Annotated in this window: 16 protein-coding genes; 8 read left to right on the top strand and 8 right to left on the bottom strand. The window is 66.8% G+C overall.

Features of this window, described 5'->3' with window-relative positions; genetic code table 11:
• Positions 1-5 precede the first annotated feature (5 nt).
• Complete coding sequence (locus tag ACSU1L_RS06125) at positions 6-515, bottom strand: N-acetyltransferase family protein (RefSeq protein ID WP_438254093.1); 510 nt, start codon at positions 513-515, stop codon at positions 6-8.
• Positions 516-623: 108 nt separating this feature from the next.
• Between ACSU1L_RS06125 and ACSU1L_RS06120 the strand changes: the two genes are divergently transcribed.
• Both ACSU1L_RS06120 and ACSU1L_RS06115 read left to right on the top strand, forming a co-directional pair.
• Entirely contained in the window at positions 624-1,184 is a 561-nt protein-coding gene (locus ACSU1L_RS06120) for an acyl-CoA thioesterase (protein WP_438254094.1), read from the top strand.
• 46 nt (positions 1,185-1,230) lie between these two features.
• On the top strand, positions 1,231-2,559 hold the full coding sequence (locus tag ACSU1L_RS06115) for a hypothetical protein (protein WP_439255074.1): 1,329 nt from the start codon (positions 1,231-1,233) through the stop codon (positions 2,557-2,559).
• Here ACSU1L_RS06115 and ACSU1L_RS06110 read toward each other — a convergent pair.
• Genes ACSU1L_RS06110 through ACSU1L_RS06100 form a run of 3 tightly spaced genes read right to left on the bottom strand, consistent with a single transcriptional unit; the run spans position 2,445 to position 4,398 of the window.
• Positions 2,445-2,975 (bottom strand): hypothetical protein, encoded by a 531-nt coding sequence (locus ACSU1L_RS06110; protein WP_439255073.1) that lies wholly within the window; start codon positions 2,973-2,975, stop codon positions 2,445-2,447. The genes ACSU1L_RS06115 and ACSU1L_RS06110 overlap by 115 nt on opposite strands.
• Positions 2,972-3,547: a hypothetical protein gene (locus ACSU1L_RS06105; protein WP_439255072.1), complete on the bottom strand. Its 576-nt coding sequence runs from the start codon at positions 3,545-3,547 to the stop codon at positions 2,972-2,974. Before ACSU1L_RS06105 ends, ACSU1L_RS06110 begins: the two co-directional genes overlap by 4 nt.
• Positions 3,544-4,398, bottom strand: coding sequence for a hypothetical protein (locus ACSU1L_RS06100; RefSeq protein WP_439255071.1), 855 nt, complete (start codon positions 4,396-4,398; stop codon positions 3,544-3,546). Before ACSU1L_RS06100 ends, ACSU1L_RS06105 begins: the two co-directional genes overlap by 4 nt.
• 111 nt (positions 4,399-4,509) lie before the next feature.
• Between ACSU1L_RS06100 and ACSU1L_RS06095 the strand changes: the two genes are divergently transcribed.
• On the top strand, positions 4,510-8,157 hold the full coding sequence (locus ACSU1L_RS06095; protein ID WP_439255070.1) for a proline dehydrogenase family protein: 3,648 nt from the start codon (positions 4,510-4,512) through the stop codon (positions 8,155-8,157).
• Between the two features lie 190 nt (positions 8,158-8,347).
• Entirely contained in the window at positions 8,348-9,223 is an 876-nt protein-coding gene (gene ddaH, locus ACSU1L_RS06090; protein ID WP_439255069.1) for a dimethylargininase, read from the top strand.
• A 27-nt stretch (positions 9,224-9,250) separates the two neighbouring features.
• Here ddaH and ACSU1L_RS06085 read toward each other — a convergent pair whose 3' ends face one another.
• On the bottom strand, positions 9,251-10,576 hold the full coding sequence (locus ACSU1L_RS06085) for an MFS transporter (protein WP_439255593.1): 1,326 nt from the start codon (positions 10,574-10,576) through the stop codon (positions 9,251-9,253).
• A gap of 5 nt (positions 10,577-10,581) precedes the next feature.
• Entirely contained in the window at positions 10,582-11,019 is a 438-nt protein-coding gene (locus tag ACSU1L_RS06080; RefSeq protein WP_438254103.1) for a MarR family winged helix-turn-helix transcriptional regulator, read from the bottom strand.
• Positions 11,020-11,071: 52 nt separating this feature from the next.
• On the opposite strand from ACSU1L_RS06080, the gene ACSU1L_RS06075 reads away from it, so the two are divergent.
• Genes ACSU1L_RS06075 through ACSU1L_RS06060 form a run of 4 tightly spaced genes read left to right on the top strand, consistent with a single transcriptional unit; the run spans position 11,072 to position 14,837 of the window.
• Complete coding sequence (locus ACSU1L_RS06075) at positions 11,072-11,812, top strand: copper homeostasis protein CutC (RefSeq protein ID WP_439255068.1); 741 nt, start codon at positions 11,072-11,074, stop codon at positions 11,810-11,812.
• 51 nt (positions 11,813-11,863) lie between these two features.
• Positions 11,864-12,718, top strand: coding sequence for an alpha/beta fold hydrolase (locus tag ACSU1L_RS06070; protein WP_439255067.1), 855 nt, complete (start codon positions 11,864-11,866; stop codon positions 12,716-12,718).
• 38 nt (positions 12,719-12,756) lie between these two features.
• The gene (locus ACSU1L_RS06065; RefSeq protein ID WP_439255066.1) at positions 12,757-13,806 is read left to right on the top strand and encodes a lipoate--protein ligase family protein; all 1,050 of its coding nucleotides are present in this window, start codon (positions 12,757-12,759) and stop codon (positions 13,804-13,806) included.
• Complete coding sequence (locus ACSU1L_RS06060) at positions 13,785-14,837, top strand: DNA-methyltransferase (RefSeq protein ID WP_439255065.1); 1,053 nt, start codon at positions 13,785-13,787, stop codon at positions 14,835-14,837. The genes ACSU1L_RS06065 and ACSU1L_RS06060 overlap by 22 nt, the downstream gene beginning before the upstream one ends.
• Positions 14,838-14,884: 47 nt before the next feature.
• Here the strand turns inward: ACSU1L_RS06060 and ACSU1L_RS06055 are convergent, their stop codons facing one another.
• Both ACSU1L_RS06055 and galE read right to left on the bottom strand, forming a co-directional pair.
• The gene (locus ACSU1L_RS06055; RefSeq protein WP_439255064.1) at positions 14,885-16,369 is read right to left on the bottom strand and encodes a carboxylesterase/lipase family protein; all 1,485 of its coding nucleotides are present in this window, start codon (positions 16,367-16,369) and stop codon (positions 14,885-14,887) included.
• Positions 16,370-16,533: 164 nt separating this feature from the next.
• Positions 16,534-17,511: a UDP-glucose 4-epimerase GalE gene (galE, locus tag ACSU1L_RS06050; RefSeq protein ID WP_439255063.1), complete on the bottom strand. Its 978-nt coding sequence runs from the start codon at positions 17,509-17,511 to the stop codon at positions 16,534-16,536.
• Positions 17,512-17,533 lie beyond the last annotated feature (22 nt).

Genomic DNA, 17,533 nt, shown 5'->3' with positions numbered 1-17,533 from the left:
ACGCCTCAGGACCGCACGAACCGCACTTCGGTCAGCGTCTCGCCGAGGAAGGGCTCGGTGTGAGTTGCGCCATCGAGCGCGAAACCGTTGCGGGTGTAGAAGCGGTGCGCGCGAGGGTTGTCCTCGGCGACCCAGAGGTACAGCGGCTCGTCCTTCTCGACGGCCGCGTCGAACAGCTTCTGGCCGAGGCCGGTGCCATGGAATGCGGAGATCAGGTAGATGAAGTACAGCTCGCGGAACGCGGGGGCATCCCGATCGCGGGAGGGGCCGGAACCGACGAAACCGACGATCTCGCCATCGACGAGGGCGGCGCTCATGTGGAAGTCGTCGCCCTGGGCAGCCCAGTGCGTCCACAGGTCGGCCAGCCGTCGGGGGGAAACCTTCTCGAGGGCGGCAGTGCTGATCAGGTGGTCATAGGTCTCGTGCCAGCACTTGGCGTGCACGCGTCCCAGTGCTTCCGCATCCACATCACGGACCGGACGGACAATGATTTCAGGCTGGGCTTCGGCGCTCATGCCGCGACTCTACGCGCGACCTGCGCGAACGGGAAATCGAGCAGCCCCACTGTGGAAATACCACAATCGAATTCCCAGAACATAGGTCAGTGGCTACGATCTACCCTCGTGAACGTGATCTGGCGAACCCTGCTTGTGATGTGGCGAGCGCGCCGTCGCCTCGGCCGTGAGGGACGGCTCCCGCCCACCGCTGTGGCGCGGGTGCGCGTGACAACGCTGCCCACCGACCTCGACCTGCTCCGGCACATGAACAACGGCCGTTATCTGTCGCTGTTCGACCTCGGCCGGTGGGATCTGCTCGTGCGCACGGGCATGAGCGACGCGATGAGGAAGCATGGTTGGTATGCGGTCGTCTCATCGGAGACGGTGACTTTCCGCAAGTCCCTCCGGCTCTGGCAGCGCTTCGACGTCGAATCGCGCCTGATCGGTCACGATGACAAGGCGATCTACCTCGAGCACCGCGCGGTCGTTGACGGCGAGATCTATGCGCGCGCCATCGTGCGGGCACGGATGCTGAAACGCTCCGGCGGTACCCTCTCGCACCAGGAACTGTTCGACGCCATCGGACGCCCCGAAGGGATGCCGGAAGTCGCGGACTGGATGCACGAGTGGGCCGACGCTTCGGCACTGCCGTCGACGCGCATCGCTGCCCCCAGTATCTGGTCGTGACGTCCGGCAGTAGCCGTCTGCGCGCTCTCGGCGCTAGCGTTATCTCGTGATCCCGCTCCTTGCCACGACCGGCCGCGTGCTTCTTGCCCGCTGGCCGGCGCTTCTCGCGTGGTACCTCGGCGGTACCCTGGTGCATTATTTCGGCATCATCGGCGCAGCCTACGCGGGAGCGACGAACGCCGCGATCGGCTTCCTGCTGCTTCCTCTCGCGATCCTCGCCAAGCTCATCGCGTTCGTTGCAATGTTCCTCGTCGTGCGCGATGCGCTGCGTGAACTGCAGGCGATCGCACCTCTCCCGGAGAGTGGCGTCGAACGGCGCCGCACGTTCAGCCTCACCCTGCTCGCCAGCATCCTGCCGTTCTTCGCGATCTATACGGCGTGGGGTTTCCTGCAGGACGACGTCAACTCGTATGCGCAGCGTGCGCTGGCGATCAGGTCGGGGATCGCATGGCAGGCCGTCGTCGAGGGGACTGGCGATCTCGAGCCAGGAGCCGTCCTCCAGCTCAACGTCACGGTGCTGTCATTGTTCACGATCGTCTCCGCGTTCTCTGCGCGTTGGGCGTTCAAGCGGTTCGGCGCGAAGCTGCCGAAGTGGACCACGCTGCTCGCGGTCTACTTCGAAGCCGTCTGGGTGTTCTTCTCGCTGTTCCTCATCAGCGACGGTTTCGCGGCGCTCGGGGCCTGGGTCGATTCGCGGATCGCGATGGTGTGGCTCGGGGACATCCATGAATGGCTCGGCGCCTGGCTGGTCCCGGTCGCCTGGCTGTGGGATGCCATCGGAGTGATCGTCGGCAACGTCGCGGGCCTGCTCGTACAGCCGCTGGCCTGGCTGACGATTGCCGGGGTCATCTACGGACAGGCGATCGAGGCTGAACAGCCCGGCTTTCAGAAGAGGTTCAGCGAAGGCACAAAGAAGCGCCTCGAGAAGGTGCCGAACACGATCGTGCGCTGGCTGGGTGAGATCGCCGGTGAGTTCACATCCCGCTTCCGTCCCGTCGTCAACGCGCTCGTTCTCATGTGGCGGGCGGGCCCGGTGCTCATCGCCTCATACGTGCTGCTGTACACGATCGTGCTGGCACTGGACCCCTCGCTGCAGTGGCTGCTCAGCCGCATCATCGGGCCGCAGGATCTGAGCGACTTCTGGCGGGTGTACGGCCCCGCGCTGTTCCTGCTCGTTCCGCTCCTGCTCGAGCCTTTGCGCATAGCCGTCGTCAGCGGCGCCTACGACAGCACACTCGGACAGTTGCGCAAGAAGCCTGATCAGGGATCGATTGAGAAGCGGATCACCGAGGGGACGGCATCCACCGATGCGATCTCCACCCAGAACGGGCCTTCGGTGTCGGATGGGACGACGAACGGCACGATCATCTCGTAGGGCAGAACCCGATTCTCGCCGTCCGTGACGCAGGTGGTCGGCTCCTCGGCGGAATAGCCCAGGCCGATCTCATCACGAGACTCGGGGAACCGGATGCCGGTGCTCTGCTGCACGAGCGTCGGCGCGGTGCACGACGGCCCAGCGCCGTGCGGGTCGACGGGGATCAGCGCGGCGATGATCCTCGCATCTGCTGGCATGTCGAAACCGGAGGTGTCGGCGATCTCGGATGCCCGGATCGGGCCCCAGCTCGTGTCGAGGAGCTCTACGGTGTCGCCGTCTTCGACATCGATCGGAATCGTGTTCTTGAACAGGTTCTGGTTCTGCCAGCCATCCCAGGTGAGAGCGCCGAAGGTGACGGGAGTGAGTAGGGCGAGCGCCCCGAGCGCCACGGCATTGCGCCGCCACCAGCCGGTCATCGGATCCACTCCGGCTGGATGACCTGCACCTCGGAGACCGGGCTGATCTCGTCGAGATCGATCGGGATCTCGAGCACAGAGTCTGCCCTGGTGTCGCTGCTGAGCGACAGCTTCAGCATCCCGGCGCCGGTGAGCTCCGGCAGCTCGAAGGCGAGCGAGCCATGTCGGGGGACACCCGGGTTCAGTCGCACATTGAGCATCGACGGCGTGCGCTCGGTGGCGCGATACTCTCGCCCGTCGAACTCGAACACGGCGTTTCCCAGGTTCACGGCGCCGGTGATGTATACGATCCGTAGGCCGGTCACGCTCGCGGCATCCAGATCGACAACGAGCCAGTTCCCGTCGGCGGCCCAGGTGGTTTCGCCAGAGGAATTCTCATCGCCGGTGACAGTGGTTGCCGTGCGGGCATCGGTCACCGTGGCGGCGAGATCACGTCCGGCGACCTGCTCGCCGATCTCGCCGCTGACGACGAATGGTGCAACCTCGGCGTCCTCGGCAGGGGCGATTGCGGACACGACTGCGGCCGCAACGAGCAGCACGATGGTCGCCAGCCAGATCTTCAGCTGGTTCATTCAGCTTCTCCCTTCCCGAGGTCTTCGATCGCGAGGTCGACATAGGCGCCGGTGTGCTGGTCAGACCAGTAGACGCCGTAGAGCACGGATTGACCCATGCGGCGGGTCGACGTCGGCAGTGCGAGGCGCATCGAGTCGCCGTCGCTGAATGCATCGACGGGCACCGCCCAGCTGAGCACGACGCGCACCGGAATCTCCGGTTGCAGCCATGGGTTGAGGGTGCCGTCGTCCAGGCGTGCGAGCGACGGGGGGAGCCCGCTCATCACTTGCAGCTCGGTCATCCCGGTTGGTTCGAGGACATCCTGCAGCCCTTCGACTCGGGTCAGCCCGAACACGCTGTCCGTGCTGGACGCCCGTGCGAACTCGCTCAGATTGCGGACATCCATGACGAGGCTGAGGATGCGCTGCTCGCCGGGTGTGGGGATGATGCCCGTGCTGTTCAGCTTGTCGATGACCGTCAGGCGCACCGGCGTCATTTCCAGCTCGCCGCCGATGAAGGTGTCGCCGGCTGCGATCACCGGCGTCTGCGGCATCGGTGCCGATTCGAGCCCTCCGAACAGGGCCGTCACACCGAGGAACACCACGAGCGCCGCGGTGCTGAGCCACTTCACCGGCACCCGGTCGATGGCGCGCTGGGCGAGGGTGCGCTTGCCTCCCGATGCCGCGGGCGCAACCCCGGGCATCGTGGGTGCAGCGGCAACGGTCGCCGCCGCGCGGGCGCTGGGGCTGGCTCCGGCTGGCCCGCCGGGGGTGATCGGGGTGCCCGGCTTGGACGCAGAAGAGCTGCCGCCGAGAGCCGCGGCGAGACTCTGGTCTCCCGCGGCCGGTTTGTCCCCCTCAGCCGGTGTCACGGATCCAGCATAGAACCCCGGAAAACCAGGAGCGGAGAAAAGCGGGGAAGAAGCATCCTTGCCGCTGTGTGTCACCCTCCGCCGAGGGCTCGGCGCTCTTAGGCTGAAGATATGTCAGAGTCGTCAGCGCCAGGCGCCGTCTCGCTCGCCGATCAATCGGTCGAACTCGCACGCCGATGGGCCACCGAAGCCGCCGAGGCCGAGGTCGACCCGGCCGCGGCGCGTCTGGCGGACCTGCTGCAGGACAAGAACGGCCTGCCGTTCACGCTCGGGTTCGTCGACGGTGTCATGCGACCGGAGAGCCTGAGCGCCGCCGCTTCGCAATTGCAGCGCATCGCTCCTATCGTCCCCGACTTCCTGCCCTGGTATCTGCGCAGCGCCGTACGCATCGGCGGCGGTATCGCCCCCGTGCTCCCCACGCCCACCGTGCCGATCGCGCGCCGGGTGCTGCGCGAGATGGTCGGGCATCTGGTCGTCGACGCGCGGCCGGCCAAACTCACCGCGGCCATCGAGAAGCTGCGCTCCGATGGTGCGCGACTGAACCTCAATCTGCTGGGCGAGGCCGTGCTCGGTGAAGCCGAAGCGCAGCGGCGGCTCGACGGCATCCATGATCTGATCCGGCGCGAGGATGTCGATTACGTCTCGGTGAAGGTGTCATCCGTCATCAGCCACATCTCGTTGTGGGCGTTCGATGAAATCGTCGATACGGTGTCCGAGCGGCTGCTGCCGCTGTACGTCACGGCGGCGAAGACCGGAACCTTCATCAACCTCGACATGGAGGAATACCGCGACCTCGACCTGACGATCGCCGTGTTCACGCGCATCCTCGAGGACCCCCGGTTGGTGCTGCTGGACGCCGGAATCGTGTTGCAGGCGTATCTGCCCGACGCGATGTCGGCGCTTCGCGAGCTGACCGCGTGGGCGAAGATCCGTGTCGAGCATGGTGGAGCGCCAATCAAGATCCGTCTGGTCAAGGGCGCGAACCTCGCGATGGAACGCGTGGATGCTGTGATGCACGGGTGGCCGCAGGCCACCTACGAGACCAAGCTCGACACGGATGCGAACTATCTGCGGATGCTGGATGAGGCGCTGCGCCCGGAGCACACCGAGGCGGTGCGCATCGGAGTGGCCGGCCACAACCTCTTCACCATCGCTTACGCCTGGGCGCTGGCCGGGGAACGGGGCGTCCAAAGCGACGTCGAGTTCGAGATGCTGCTGGGGATGACACAGGGGCAGATGCAGGCGGTGTCGCGTGACGTCGGACCGGTACTGCTGTACGTTCCCGTCGTCAAACCTGACGAGTTCGATGTCGCGATCAGCTATCTCGTGCGGCGGCTCGAGGAGAACGCGGCGTCGGAGAACTTCCTTTCCGCGGCATTCCACCTGCACAGCGATGCGAGTCTGTTCGATCGCGAGTGGGACCGGTTCCTGCAGGGGCTGAAGCGCAAAGCCGATCGAACACTCCGAAACGTCAGCCGGCGCACACAGAATCGCACGGCTCCCGTGCACGAGTCGCTGCGCCCCGGCGCCCCCGCTCAGGCGCACGACGAAGATCTCACGCAGGCGGTGCTCAGTATCGGACGCGGCTCGTCCGGCGACGCTTTTGTGGAGACGGCGGTGTACTCCCGGCGCGAGGTGGATGCCGCATCCGCCGGGGCGCCCGGCTTCGTGAACACCACCGACAGTGATCCTGCTCTGCTCGCGAATCGAGAGTGGGCACACAGCATCCGATCGCGCATCGAATCGTCGACGGCGGGCGATGCCACCCTGCGTGCCGCGCGGATCGACGATTCCGCGCTGCTGGAGCAGACCATCACCCGCACGCGATCGGCTGCACAGGCGTGGGGGGCACGACCGGCTGCCGAGCGCGCGGAAACCCTGATCCGTGCCGCCGCCGCACTCGAATCCCGTCGTGCGGAGCTGATCGAGGTCGCCGCATCCGAAACCGGAAAGGTGCTCTCCGAAGCCGACACCGAGGTCAGCGAGGCGGTCGATTTTGCCCGGTACTACGCGGCGAAGGCGCGCGAGCTCGACAGTGTTGCCGGTGCGGGATTCGTGCCGTCGCGGGTCACAGTTGTCACACCCCCGTGGAACTTCCCGCTCGCCATCCCCGCCGGCGGAGTTCTCGCCGCGCTCGCCGCGGGGTCGGGTGTCATCTTCAAACCGGCGCCCGAGGCCCGCCGGTGCGCGGCTGTGGTCGCCGAAGCTCTGTGGGAGGCCGGGGTCCCGCGGGATGTGCTCTCCCTCGTCGATATCGAAGAGGGAGATCTCGGCCGCGAACTCATCGCGCACGAGGCGGTGGACCGCGTCATCCTCACCGGCTCGTGGGAAACGGCAGCGCTGTTCCGATCCTGGCGCCCGGATCTGCCGCTGCTGGCTGAGACCAGTGGCAAGAACGCGATCGTGATCACGCCGTCGGCAGATCTGGATCTCGCGGTCGCCGACCTCGTGAAGAGCGCATTCGGACACGCCGGGCAGAAATGCTCGGCCGCGTCGCTGGCGATCCTGGTCGGCCCGGTCGGGCGATCCCAGCGCTTCGCACGTCAGCTGAAGGATGCCGTGCGCTCACTGCATGTGGGCTGGCCGACGGATCCGCTCACCGAGGTAGGCCCGGTCATCGAGAAGCCGCAGGGCAAGCTCGCCTGGGCGCTGAACGAGCTCGAAGGCGAGGAGCAATGGCTGATCAAGCCGGAGCCGATCGCCGGAGACGAGAGTGGGCGACTGTGGCGCCCGGGCGTGCGCGTGGGCGTGCAGCCGGGCTCGCGGTTTCATCTGGAGGAGTTCTTCGGCCCGGTGCTCGGCATCATGCACGCACCGACGCTGGGCCAGGCGATCGAGATTCAGAACGCGGTGGCCTACGGACTGACAGCGGGCCTGCACACCCAGAACCCGCGGGATCTGGAGGAGTGGCTCGGCGGCGTTCAAGCCGGAAACCTCTACGTCAATCGCGGGATCACCGGAGCGATCGTGCAGCGGCAGCCGTTCGGCGGTTGGAAGCGATCCTCGGTCGGACCCGGCGCCAAGGCCGGCGGCCCGAACTACCTGATCGGGCTCGGTTCCTGGCGATCGCTCGGCGGGGGCGCCGTATCCAGCACGCTGCACCTGCGCGGCCTCGATACCCGGATCACCGACCTCATCGAGGCGGCGCAGCCGTCGTTGGATTATGAGAGCTTCGAATGGTTGCGCCGGGCGGCGCTCTCGGATGCTGTCGCCTGGGACCGCGAGTTCGGTCAGGTCCGCGACGTCTCGCAGTTGGGCGTAGAGCGCAATCTGTTCCGGTATCGGCCGGTGCCGGTGATGATTCGGGCCACGGGGGATGCCGGATGGCACGAGCTGCTGCGCGTCGTCGTCGCCGGCATCCGCACCGGTTCGAACTTCTTCCTGTCCACACCCGTCGGGCTTCCCGCGGAGGTGCGCCGTTCGCTGTCTGAGGTAGACGTGCCGGTCGCGGTGGAGAGCGATGCGGAATGGATCGAGCGGATGGCGCGCACCGGGGAGCCCGACGCGCTCGCAGCCGTTTCTACGGATGCCCCACCGCGTGCATCGCGCGTGCGCCTGGTCGGACCGACAGAGTCTGTCGATCGGGTGCATCGTGCGCTCGCTGAGGCCGTCGGCGGCGATCCGGACCTCGCGGTCTACGACGGCGAGGTGACATCAGCCGGGCGCATCGAGCTGCTGTCGTTCGTGCACGAGCAATCGATCAGCATCACCGCGCACCGCTTCGGCAATCCGGATGACTGGAGCGCCGGGGTTATCTGAGCGGTGCTCATCTCGATCGTCGACGTGGCTGGAAACCGCGCGTGCCGCTGGCGAACGCCCAGGACCGGATGTCACAATAAGACATGGCGTGCCAGCGTCGCATCTTCCCCGCCCCCTCTGAAATGAGCGGCGGGTCGAACTTCCGCCTGGCCCATGGACAGCGTCCGCCGCATCCCTCTCGAGGAGAATGATGTCGACGCCAGAGACGATCACCGCACCCGCCACCCCACGCACCGCGCAGCACCGCCGGTATCTGATGTGCCGGCCGGAGCATTTCACGGTCAGCTACACGATCAACCCGTGGATGCAGCCCGCCCTGCCCACCGACACCGAGAAGGCCGTCGCGCAGTGGCAGCAGCTGTACGACCTCTACCTTGAACTCGGCCACGAGGTCGAGCTGATCGAGCCGCTCGCGGGCTACCCCGATATGGTCTACACGGCCAACGGCGGTTTCGTCATTGACGGTCGTGCCTACGTTCCGAAGTTCCGCTTCACCGAGCGAGCGGGTGAAGCCCCGGCATTTGCCGACTGGTTCCGCGCCAATGGCTACGAAACCGTCGAGCCGGAAGAGGTCAACGAGGGCGAGGGCGACTTCCTGCTCGTCGGCGACACGATCCTCGCCGGCACCGGATTCCGCTCCACCGATGACAGCCACCGCGAGGTCGGTGCGGTCTTCGGCCGCGAGGTCATCTCGCTGAACCTGACCGATCCGCGCTTCTATCACCTCGACACCGCTCTCACCGTGCTCGACCCTGTCGAGGGCGTGCACAATGGCGGGCCGGAGCGAGCGAACATCGCGTACCTGCCCGGTGCATTCGACGACGCCAGCAGGGCGATCCTGGAGGATCGGTTCCCGGACGCGATCCTGGTTTCGGATGAGGATGGATCGGTGTTCGGGCTGAACTCGGCCAGCGACGGCCGCAACGTCATCATCTCCCCGCGTGCGACGGGGTTCGAGCAGCAGTTGCGTGATCGTGGTTACAACCCGATCATGGTCGACCTGTCCGAGCTGCTGCTCGGCGGCGGCGGAATCAAGTGCTGCACGCTGGAGCTTCGCGCGAAGTGACCCGGCGCTCCGGCGCGGAGCCGGAGGCTAATCTCTCGGGATCGTGCGGATGGGTGCTGTGGAAGCGGCGACCTCGTCGCTGAACTGCACAGGATCCATCCGCACCACGGAGACCGGCATGGTCTCGTCGAGCGTCAGCCGGAACCGCGAGTTCTCCTGGCGGCGGAGGCGACCGGATGCCAGAATCCACGCGAATCCGATCGCCATGGCCAGCAGCGCGGCGATGCCGCCGACGAGGATGGCAGTGCGGGGGCCGGCGACATCGGTGATCCATCCGGCGATCGGCGCCCCGATCGGAGTGGATCCCATCACGACAGCCATGTACAGGGCGAGCACTCGACCGCGAAGCGCCGGATCGGTGGTGGTCTGCACGTAGCCGTTCGCCGTGGTCAGCATCGACACGGTGGAGAAGCCGACGAAGATCAGCACAGCGGCGTAGGACCAGTACGTGGGCATCCAGGTCGAGACGATGGATGCGACACCGAACCCGCCGGCGGCGACGATCAGCACCCGCACGCGTGCACGGTCGCGGCGGGCCGCGAGTAGGGCCCCGGCGAGCGAGCCGATGGCCAGCACCGAGCTGAGTATGCCGTAGCCGTCGGCATCGCGGCCGAACTCCAGTGCCATCGTCGAGGCGAAGATCGGAAAGTTCATCCCGAAGGCGCCGATGAGGAACACCATCACGAAGGTGACCTTGAGGTCGCTGCGCCCCCACACGTAGCGGAAGCCCTCCGCCAGCCCGTTTCGGCCCTTGCTCTTGATCCGGGGGAGCAGTTCGCCGGCGCGGATCAGCACGAGGGCGATCAGCATGGCGAGGAAGGTAGCCGCGTTCAGGACGAACACCCAGCCGGTGCCAACTGCGACGATCAGGAGTCCGCCGACGGCTGGGCCGATGAGGCGCGCCATGTTGAAGGACGCTGAGTTGAGCGCGACGGCGTTCGACGCGTCCTCCAGCGCCACCATGTCGGACACGAAGGCCTGTCGCGCTGGTGCGTCGAAGGCGTTCGTGATGCCGAAAGTCAGGGCGAAGCCGAACATGATCGGCAGGGTCATCACGCCGGTCAGCAGCAGGGCGGCCACGCCGAGGGCGAGCAGCAGTAGAACTGACTGGGTGATCAGCAGGATCTTGCGGCGATCAAAGCGGTCCGCGACCCAGCCCGTAACGCTCACCAGGGCCAACGGCGGGCCGAACTGCAGCGCCATCGTGATGCCCATCGCGGTGGCGTCATTGTCGGTGAGCTCGGTCAGCACCACCCAGTCCTGTGCGGTCGCCTGCATCCAACCACCGATGTTCGACACGAGCGCGCCGAGAAACCAGATTCGATAGTTGAAGGTCGAGAAGGACCGGAACATGGCGCTCATCGTTCGGCCACCTTCCGGATCAGCTCGGCGGCTTCTCGGAGCGTGCGCAGTTCTTCATCGGTGAAGTCGAACTCGGCGAGGGCGTCGGCGAGGGCGGCGTCGCGCTTCTGCACGGTCGCCGTCACGATCTCGATTCCGGCATCCGTGATCTCGATGTTGACCCGGCGGCGATCCTGCTCGTCCGGCACGCGGACGACGAGTCCGGCTTCTGCCAGGGCATCCACCGCATTCGACATCGTCGGGGCGCTCACTCGTTCGTGCTGGGCGAGGGCGCCCACGGGGCTGCGTCCGTGCTTGTTGAGGCTGGCGAGCACGGCGAACTGGGCGTCACTCAGCGTGTCAACGGCGCGCTCGCGGCGCAGGCGGCGGGCGAGGCGGAACGTCGCGAATCGGAGATCAGTGGCGGTGGCGTGCAGAAGGTCAGGATCAGTCATTGCTTAGGTAGTCTAACTAAGTTTTCTGGGAAGGGCTCGGGATCGGGGCAGAATGGATGCTGTGAACATCGCGCTCGAGATCGCCGTCCAAGACCCGGCAGGGGTGCGCATCGCGCACGAGGTCGGGGCCGCACGGGTCGAACTGACCCAGGCGCTCGCGCTGGGCGGGCTGACCCCGTCGTCGGCGACCCTCGAACTCGCGCTGACTGCGGCAGGGGACAGCGGGCCCGAGGTTCATGTCCTCATTCGTCCGCGGCCCGGTGACTTTCACTACGACCAGGACGAGATCGCCGTCGCGGTGCGCGACGTGGAACTCGCCGTCCATGCCGGGGCCGCCGGGGTCGTCATCGGAGCAGTGGATGCTGCCGGCGCGCTCGATCTGGATGCCATGGCCCGGCTGCGAGATGCCGCGGGAGATGCGACAGTGACGCTGCACCGGGCAATCGATGTCACCGCCGATCCCGTGGCGGCACTGGAGAGCGCGATCTCTCTGGGGTTGACGCGCGTGCTCACCTCGGGTGGGGCATCCACCGCCATTGAGGGCGTCGCGATGCTGCGCGCACTGGTTGCCGCAGCGGACTCGAGAATCGAGATCATGGCCGGCAGCGGCGTGAACGCGGACAGCGCCGCAGAGCTCGCGAACACCGGCGTAGACGCCCTGCACTTCTCGGCCAAGCGCACGGTGTTGGCGGAGAGTGGCGTGCGGATGGGGTCGGCTTCCGAGGGCGTCGGCGGCTACGAGGTCACTGACCGTGAGGCGGCCTTCGCCGTCCGAGCAGCACTGGGACTCTGACGCGGAGGGTGCTCCGCTGACACGGGGCCGCGGCATCCGTAGACTCAACCCATGCCCGTAACCTGCGAGTTCATCGACGCGCACGGCGTCACGATCGTCTATGACGTCCACGCGGCGGAGGGTGCACCGCGCGCGGTCGTGCAACTGCTGCACGGAGTGGGCGAGCATGCTGGCCGCTACGGGGCTCTGATCGATGCGCTCACCGCCGCCGGGTACATCGTTTACGCCGATGATCACCGCGGGCATGGGCGCACCGGCATCCGCCAGCACGAGGATCCGGCCAAGCTCGGCCGACTCGGCAAAGGCGGGCTGAACGCCGCGCGGGATGCCATCTGGCAACTGACCGAGATCATTCGGTCGGATCATTCTGATCTTCCGCTCGTTCTCTTCGGGCATTCGTGGGGGTCGTTCCTCGCGCAGAAACTGCTCAACGGGCATCCGGAGGCGTGGGATGCTGTCGTCCTGTCCGGATCGGCGCTGCTCACCCCACGCGATCTCAATGCCGCTCCGCTGAACGCCCGGTGGGAGGGCAACGATGCCACCGGTTACGAGTGGCTCAGTCGGGACCAGGCCGTCTGGAAGTCGTTCGACGAGGACCCGCTGACAACCAACGTGCCGTTGCTGAAGCTGTTCGGACCGTTCGAGGCGCTCAAGCTCTACGGGCGTCCGAAGAAGGATCTCGGGCGCGACATCCCGGTGCTGCTGATGGTCGGCCGGGACGATCCCGTCGGCGGGCCGCACAGCGTACACAAGCTCGCCGACGCCTACCGCAGCAGGTCGGGCCTCACCGACGTCACCACTCTCGTGTACCCGGATGCCCGCCACGAGATTTTCAACGAACTGCAACAGGGTGAGGTGCGCGCAGACCTGCTGGCCTGGCTGAACAAGCGGATGCCCCGACGCTGAACCCAGCTCCGTTCGGCACCCGGCGTTAAGCTGGAGTCGTGCATGGTGAATACAAAGTCCCCGGTGGGAAGCTCGTCGTCGTCGATGTCGAGGTGCGAGACGGCAAGCTTGCCGACTTCCGCCTGGCAGGCGACTTCTTCCTCGAGCCGGACACGGCGCTGGAAGCCATCAACGCGGCGGTCAACGATCTGCCCGCCGAATCGGATGCCACCACGATCGCCGCAGCCGTCAGGCAGGCGCTGCCGGACGGCGCGCAGCTGCTCGGCTTCAACCCCGAGTCAGTCGGCACTGCTGTGCGCCGCGCACTGGTCACCGCACCCGGTTGGCGTGATTTCGACTGGGAGATCGTGCACGAGAAGGCTGTTTCGCCGCGGCTAAACCTCGCCCTGGATGAGGTGCTCACCGCCCGCGTCGGCCAGGGGCGACGGCGCCCGACCCTGCGCATCTGGGAGTGGGACGCGTCCGCCGTTGTGATCGGCTCCTTCCAGTCGTACCGCAATGAGATCGATCCGGACGGTGCTGCGCGCCACGGCTTCGACGTCGTGCGGCGCATCTCCGGTGGCGGAGCGATGCTGATGGCTGCCGGGCAGATCATCACCTACTCGCTGTATGTGCCGGCATCGCTGGTGCAGGGAATGACGTTCGCCGACTCATACGCCTTCCTCGATGACTGGGTGCTGCAGGCGCTGCGCGCGGTCGGCGTCGAGGCCACCTATCAGCCGCTCAACGACATCGCGAGCCCCACCGGGAAGATCGGCGGTGCTGCACAGAAACGCCTCGCCAACGGTGGCGTGCTGCATCACGCGACGATCTCCTATGACATCGATGGCCAGGTCATGACCGAGGTGCTGCGCATCGGCAAGGAGAAGCTCAGCGATAAGGGCACGACCTCCGCCGCGAAGCGGGTGGACCCGCTGCGCACCCAGACCGGACTCAGCCGTGCCGAGATCATCGACAGCTTCAAGACGACGTTCCGTTCGCTCACCGGTGCAGAAGACGGTTCGATCGCGGCTGACGAGTACGCCGATGCCGAGGCGCTCGTCGAGTCGAAGTTCTCGACCGACGCGTGGCTGCACCGCGTTCCGTGACCTTCGTGCCGGCCGCTGACGCGTCGATCCCTGAGCCCTCGCCGATCCCCTCTTCGGCTCCCTCTCCGATCCCTGAGCCGGTAGAAGGGGCGGTCACCATTGTCGAGGGCGACAACCTGGCTGTAGCGCGGACGCTGCCGTCGGGATCCTTCACGCTCGTGTATCTCGACCCGCCGTTCAACACCGGCCGGGCGCAGGAGCGGCAGGTGGTCACCGCGAAGCGGTTCACAACTCCTGAAGAACCGCCGGAAACGGGGGCCAGCGGCACCGAATCCGCTGATTCGCGCGAAGTTCTCAGGAGTTCTGCAACGGATGCACCGGCGGAAGTGGCGGCGGAAGCGCCGGCCAAAGAGATCCGACACGGGTTCCACGGGCACCAGTACGAGCGGGTTCGCGGCATGCTGCGCACCTACGACGACCGTTTTGATGACTACGGCGACTTCCTCATGCCGCGGCTGGAGGAAGCGTGGCGGCTACTCGCCGACGACGGCACCCTGTATCTGCACCTCGATTACCGGGAGGCGCACTACGCGAAGGTGATGCTCGACGCGGTGTTCGGCCGGGACTCCTTCCTCAATGAGCTGATCTGGTCGTACGACTACGGCGCCAAGTCCCGGAGGCGCTGGCCGACCAAGCACGACACGATCCTGGTGTACGTGAAGACGCCGGGACGGCATGTGTTCAATGCCGACGACATCGACCGCGAGCCCTATATGGCTCCGGGGCTCGTCACGGCGGAGAAGGCGGCCCGGGGCAAACTTCCCACCGACGTCTGGTGGCACACGATCGTGCCGACCACGGGGCGCGAAAAGACCGGATATCCGACGCAGAAGCCCGAGGGGATCCTGCGGCGGATCGTGCAGGCATCGAGTCGCCCCGGCGACCGCGTGCTGGACCTCTTCGCCGGCAGCGGCACCACGGGGGCGGTGGCATCGGCCCTCGGACGCAACGCTGTTCTCGTGGATGACAACCCCGAGGCGGTGCGCGTGATGCACAAGCGGATGCCGCACGCCGAGGTCACGACGATCTGACGACCCGGCCGTCGGGCACGGTCTGTGAGGCGGTGGCGGTCGCCCGGCTAGACGATCGCGAGCACGCTGTCGTAGGCGTCCTCCGCCACGTCCGCGCCCGTTCCTCCGAATACCCGTGCGATGCCTGGGGCGGTGTGCCAGGTGGGCCAGCCGGGGTCGCCGCCTGAGATGAACGCGACGGCTGAGCGGTGCATCTCATCGGCCAATGCCTGCGGCGGCTCGTCCCCGGCGAGGTGCTCGACGCGCTCGCGGTCGAGTCCGTCGAACCAGAACGGCACGTCAAGGCAGTGGCATGCCCAGCCCATCGTCGGTGACACCCAAGAGAATCGGTAGACCCAGGTTTCGGCATCCGCTCCGCTACGCGCCTCGGCGACCCGAGGAACCAGTGAGCGGAAGATGTCGTCGCTGATGAATCGACCGATCACGGCTGCGCTGCCCTTCGCGCGCTGGGCGGTGTTGGCCTGCAGATACGCGCGGCGGGTTTCGCGACGTCGGAGGAATGGACGCAGCAGCAGAGCCGGCGGAATCCACCGCACCTTGGTGCCTTCGCGCTCGGCGACCATGGTGAACTCGTCGTCGGCGGCGCCGAGCAGCAACGGCTTATCGGCACCGATCCCGAGGCGCAGGGACTCGGCGGTGGGGCGGGCAATCAGTTCACCGTCGACCATCGGCCCCCAGGGGAGTCCGTCGTTCAGCAGATCGATGAGCATACCGATGCCCTTGCGCGGGGTAGCGGCTTTCGGCTGCAGCTGCCGGACGCGGCGTTCGCTGAGGCTGCGAAGTCCGTCGACGTCTGCGGTCACCGCGCCGAACCGGGCCAGATGTTCGCCCCGTCGCTGGGCAGTGTCCAGCGGCACATCGGCTACCGCGCCCGAGAACGACATCGCCGCGTGGAACAGGTGCTGCGCCGACGGCATCCCGAGCAGTGTCAGCACAGCGCCACCACCCGCTGACTGTCCACCGATCGTGACGCGGCCGGGGTCGCCGCCGAAGCCCGCGATGTTCTGCTGCACCCACTCGAGGGCTGCGACCCAATCGCGCACCCCGCGGTTGTGTGGGGCATCCGCGATGAATCCGAAACCGTCGAATCCGAGCCGGTACGAGATCGAAACGGTCACCACGCCGTCGCGGTTGAAGCGCGCGCCGTCGTACCACGGGCTGGCCGGAGAGCCCTCGGTGTAGCCGCCGCCGTGAATCCACACGAGCACCGGAAGCGCGTCACCCGGTGCCGCAGCCGGGCGAAGGGAAGGCGTGAAAACGTTGACGTTGAGCGTGCTCGCACCGGGGACGGCAGGTTCAGGGATGAGGTTGTCGGCGCCGGTTACGCGCAGGGGCGTTGCGCCGTAGCTCGTGGCATCCAGTGGTTCGGTCCACGGTTCGGGTGGCACGGGGGCGGCGAAGCGCAGATCGCCGACGGGCGGGGCAGCGAAGGGGATGCCGAGAAAAGCCGCGGATGCTGAGGCGGTGCCGTGGTCGCGCCAGAAACCGCGCACCGGTCCGGAAGCAGTGTCGACAATGGGGGTCTCGGTCACGCGGTGTCTCCTTCGATCGCGAGCGCCAGCTTCGCAGAAGTGCGCGTTCTTCGCACGAATCTACTGAATTCCTGCGAAGGAAATGCACATCTGCGAACGAAATGCGTGACGTAGCCAGCGACGCCGCGGGCATCTGCGAGCACGGTAGGCCGGACGAGCATCGCTCAGCCGGCGTTGCGGCGCGCTTCCCAGCCGGTCTGCACCATCTGATCGACCGTGTACCGCATCTGCCAGTCCAGATCGCGGGCAGCAAGCTCACCGGTGGCGACGATGCGGTCGGGGTCTCCCGGGCGGCGCGGACCGATCTCCGGCGTGAAGTCGATCCCGGTCACGCGGGCGACGGCATCCATAATCTGCTTGACGGACAGTCCATCGCCGGAGCCGAGGTTGTACGCGGCTTCGATCGGCTCGCCGGCGGACATGCGCTTGGCAGCGGCGACGTGCGCTGCGGCGATATCGCCCACGTGCACGTAGTCGCGGACATTGGTGCCGTCGGGGGTGTCGTAATCGTCGCCGAAGATCTTCGGGGTCTTGTCGGCCAGCAGTGCCTCGAACACGATCGGGAAGAGGTTGTGCGGGCTGACGTCGTAGACGGTGGGGTCTGCGGAGCCGACCACGTTGAAGTAGCGCAGCGAGGTGTGCCGCAGCGGGTTCTCGCTGTCAGCGGTCGCGATGGCTAGGTCTCGCAGCATCCACTCGCCGATGAGTTTGGATTCGCCGTAGGGGCTCGCCGGCTTCTTGGCGGTTTCTTCGACGACCAGGGGTACATCGGGGGTGCCGAAGACCGCGGCGGAGGAGGAGAACACGATATTGCTGACGCCTGCGGCCGCCATCGCCTCAAGGATGACGCGCGTCCCCTCGACGTTCTGGGCGTAGGTGTGCAGCGGGCGCTGCACCGAGACCCCGGCGTACTTGAAACCGGCGACGTGGATGACGCCTTCCGCGTTGTGCTCGCGCAGCGTCTTCTCGACGAGTTGGCGATCGAGGATGCTGCCCTGAACGAACGCGACGCCCTCCGGGACGAACGACGTCAGCCCGCTGGAGAGGTCATCCAGCACGACCGGGGTGAGTCCGGCATCCGCAAGTGCGCGCACGACGTGCGCTCCGATGTAGCCGGCGCCGCCGGTGACGATCCAGGACATGACTTCCTCTCTCGGCCGCTTG

The organism is Microbacterium sp. A94 (genome assembly GCF_051842855.1).
Taxonomy (GTDB): domain Bacteria; phylum Actinomycetota; class Actinomycetes; order Actinomycetales; family Microbacteriaceae; genus Microbacterium.
The sequence above is the reverse complement of the archived record's forward strand: the minus strand, read 5'-3'. Positions and strand labels throughout refer to the sequence as shown.

What these genes read in the sequence shown, in the direction of transcription:
- ACSU1L_RS06125 (WP_438254093.1), bottom strand. Translation starts at nt 515, where the DNA reads ATGAGCGCCGAAGCCCAGCCTGAAATCATTGTCCGTCCGGTCCGTGAT.
- ACSU1L_RS06110 (WP_439255073.1), bottom strand. Translation starts at nt 2,975, where the DNA reads ATGACCGGCTGGTGGCGGCGCAATGCCGTGGCGCTCGGGGCGCTCGCC.
- ACSU1L_RS06105 (WP_439255072.1), bottom strand. Translation starts at nt 3,547, where the DNA reads ATGAACCAGCTGAAGATCTGGCTGGCGACCATCGTGCTGCTCGTTGCG.
- ACSU1L_RS06095 (WP_439255070.1), top strand. Translation starts at nt 4,510, where the DNA reads ATGTCAGAGTCGTCAGCGCCAGGCGCCGTCTCGCTCGCCGATCAATCG.
- ddaH (WP_439255069.1), top strand. Translation starts at nt 8,348, where the DNA reads ATGTCGACGCCAGAGACGATCACCGCACCCGCCACCCCACGCACCGCG.
- ACSU1L_RS06085 (WP_439255593.1), bottom strand. Translation starts at nt 10,576, where the DNA reads ATGTTCCGGTCCTTCTCGACCTTCAACTATCGAATCTGGTTTCTCGGC.
- ACSU1L_RS06080 (WP_438254103.1), bottom strand. Translation starts at nt 11,019, where the DNA reads ATGACTGATCCTGACCTTCTGCACGCCACCGCCACTGATCTCCGATTC.
- ACSU1L_RS06075 (WP_439255068.1), top strand. Translation starts at nt 11,072, where the DNA reads ATGGATGCTGTGAACATCGCGCTCGAGATCGCCGTCCAAGACCCGGCA.
- ACSU1L_RS06070 (WP_439255067.1), top strand. Translation starts at nt 11,864, where the DNA reads ATGCCCGTAACCTGCGAGTTCATCGACGCGCACGGCGTCACGATCGTC.
- galE (WP_439255063.1), bottom strand. Translation starts at nt 17,511, where the DNA reads ATGTCCTGGATCGTCACCGGCGGCGCCGGCTACATCGGAGCGCACGTC.